The 2,621-nt window shown below is 44.1% G+C and carries 2 protein-coding genes; both read left to right on the forward strand.

The window, feature by feature from the left end; genetic code table 11:
- Positions 1-250 precede the first annotated feature (250 nt).
- Complete coding sequence (istA, locus tag FN831_RS27500; protein ID WP_142531419.1) at positions 251-1,816, forward strand: IS21 family transposase; 1,566 nt, start codon at positions 251-253, stop codon at positions 1,814-1,816.
- A gap of 2 nt (positions 1,817-1,818) precedes the next feature.
- Positions 1,819-2,535, forward strand: a complete 717-nt coding sequence (istB, locus tag FN831_RS27505) for an IS21-like element helper ATPase IstB (RefSeq protein WP_142531420.1) — start codon at positions 1,819-1,821, stop codon at positions 2,533-2,535.
- Positions 2,536-2,621: the final 86 nt, after the last annotated feature.

Here is a 2,621-nt window from a genome sequence, read left to right on the forward strand (position 1 = left end):
TGGATATTCTGGAGGATGCTGACCCCACTAGATGTGCATAAATAAAGAACTGATTTAGGCTTGCAGTTTTGTAAACCCTGTCATTCCGGCGCATACTGACCCCCCTAGTTTTCAATGCGCTGGTCGTACCGGAGCATGTTGACCCCTCTAATTTGAGCGGTAAGCTTGTTATTCCGGAGCATACTGACCCCCTTGATTGACTGATTTTAGTTTATTTAGGTGAATATTCTTTCACTTAATTCGAGTGCTGATGGCTGGAAAAGCAAAAGCAATGAGTCAGATCAAACAGTTATTACGCCTGCACAGGCAGGGAGATTCTATTAAAAGTATTGCCCGTACTTTAGGTATCAGCAAGAATACCGTGAAGTCCTATTTAATAAAGTTAGCCACGGGGAAGCTACCCGTAGCAGAACTATTGGCTCTTGAAGATCCAGTATTGGAGAGTAAATTTCATGCTGGTAACCCTGCCTATAAAGATCCCAGGTTTGAACATTTGAGCGATAATCTGGAGAGCTACAGGAAGCAACTAGGACATGTGGGTGTAACCCGGAAACTGCTTTGGGAGGAATATATTATTGATTATCAGCAAGGCTACAGTTACTCGCAGTTCTGTTATCATCTGCAGCAGCAACTGCTGGCGCGTCGACCAGGAATGAAACTGCAACACCTGGCAGCAGACAAGCTCTTCGTAGACTTTGCAGGAAAACCCCTATACTATATTGACCATATAACTGGCGAGTTGATTGCTTGTCAGGTATTTGTGGCCTGCCTCCCTTTTTCGGATTACAGCTTTGCGATCGCAGTTCCCAGTCAACGAATTGCCGATTTCTTATATGCCCTAGAATGCTGCCTGCAGCATATTGGTGGAACACCTAAGGTATTGGTACCGGACAACTTGAAATCTGCTATCATCAAGGCAGATCGCTATGAACCCGATGTGAACAGATCACTGGAAGACTTTGCCAATCACTATAACATTACGGTAGTCCCAACAAGGCCTAGGAAGCCAAGAGATAAGGCACTGGTTGAGAACCAGGTCAAACTAATCTACAACAGGGTTTATGCGCGGCTACGCAATAGGCAGTTCTTTTCTTTGGATGCACTCAACGAGGCTATTAAGGGGAAAGTAAAGACGCATAACCAAACTAGAATGCAGCAAAAACCCTGGTGTAGAGAAGAGCGTTTTCTTGCTGCTGAGAAGCATTTGCTTGGCTCTTTGCCAGCAACCACTTTTGAAGTAAAGTATTACTGTGAACCCAAAGTTGCTAATAATAATCACATCTATATCGGCAGGGACAAGCATTACTACAGCGTACCTTTTATCCATGTTGGAAGTCGTGTAAAGGTCATTTACACCCGTTCTATGGTTTATGTCTATGCCCGGGGCAAACAGGTTGCAGTTCACATCAGAAGCTACCAGGCTGCAGGATATACCACGGTAAAAGAACACCTAAACTCTCACCACCGTCATTATATGGATAGAAGCCCTGCTTATTATATAGAAAAAGCAAAAGAGAAATCTCCTGAATTACACCTGCTGGTACAGCTACTGTTTGAGCAGCCAAGGCATCCTGAACAATTGTATAGAACCTGCGATGGCTTGCTGCGCCTGCAGAAAAAAGCGCCTGTTGCTGCATTCGCTAAAGCATGTGAACTGGCCATTGAATACCGAAACTTCTCTTATCGTTTTGTAGGGCGCATCCTGCAAAATAACATGGAAGACCACCAGGACCTTCCTGCAAAAGAACAATCCTTGCCCATACATGGAAACATTCGTGGCAAAGAATACTATACACAAACCACTATCCAATTCTAAAAATGAATATTGAAACACAACTTAAACAATTGCGCCTACACGGCATGGGCCGTAGCTGGCAGGCATTATTGGAGACTAGAAAACATCATGAACTTTCGTTCACTGAAGGCATGGAAATGCTGCTACAGGCCGAAGAAGATGACCGGAGCGATAAACGCTTTGAGCGGCTACAGCGAAGTGCCCACTTCCGTTATCAGGCTTCCATTCAGGAACTGCACATGGAAACATCCAGGGGTTTAGACAAGTCTCTGGTAGCAAACCTGGCTACAGGGGATTATATTGCTAAAGGAGAAGCAGTACTTGTTTGCGGTTCTACTGGTACAGGTAAATCATTTCTGGCTTCCGCTTTAGGTCATCATGCTTGTTCCCAGGGATATAAAGTTGTTTATTACAACCTGCAAAAGTTGCTGCTAAAAACTAAGATGAGCAGGATTGACGGTACGATCTACAAATTTTTTGAGAAACTTTCCCGAACGGATCTGCTCATACTCGATGACTTTGGGTTAACGCATTTGGAACAACAGCAACGTATGGACTTTATGGAAATTATTGAAGACCGCCATGCTTGCAAGGCAACTATTATTGCCAGTCAGCTGCCAGTGGCAAGTTGGTATGATGTGATTGGTGAAAATACGATTGCAGATGCACTGCTCGACCGGATGGTGCATACATCATACAGAATTGAACTAAAAGGTGAAAGTCTAAGAAAAAAGAAGTAAAATTGTCAGGTCATCAAACTCGATGAACTAAAATCCCGCTGGGGGGTCAGTATCCAGAATGGGGGTCAGTATCGCCAGAATATCCA

It is taken from the genome of Pedobacter westerhofensis (assembly GCF_900182595.1).
GTDB lineage: Bacteria > Bacteroidota > Bacteroidia > Sphingobacteriales > Sphingobacteriaceae > Pedobacter > Pedobacter westerhofensis.

Bases quoted from the DNA above. Each gene is read 5' to 3' on its own strand.
- istB (WP_142531420.1), top strand. From the start codon at position 1,819: ATGAATATTGAAACACAACTTAAACAATTGCGCCTACACGGCATGGGC.
- istA (WP_142531419.1), top strand. From the start codon at position 251: ATGGCTGGAAAAGCAAAAGCAATGAGTCAGATCAAACAGTTATTACGC.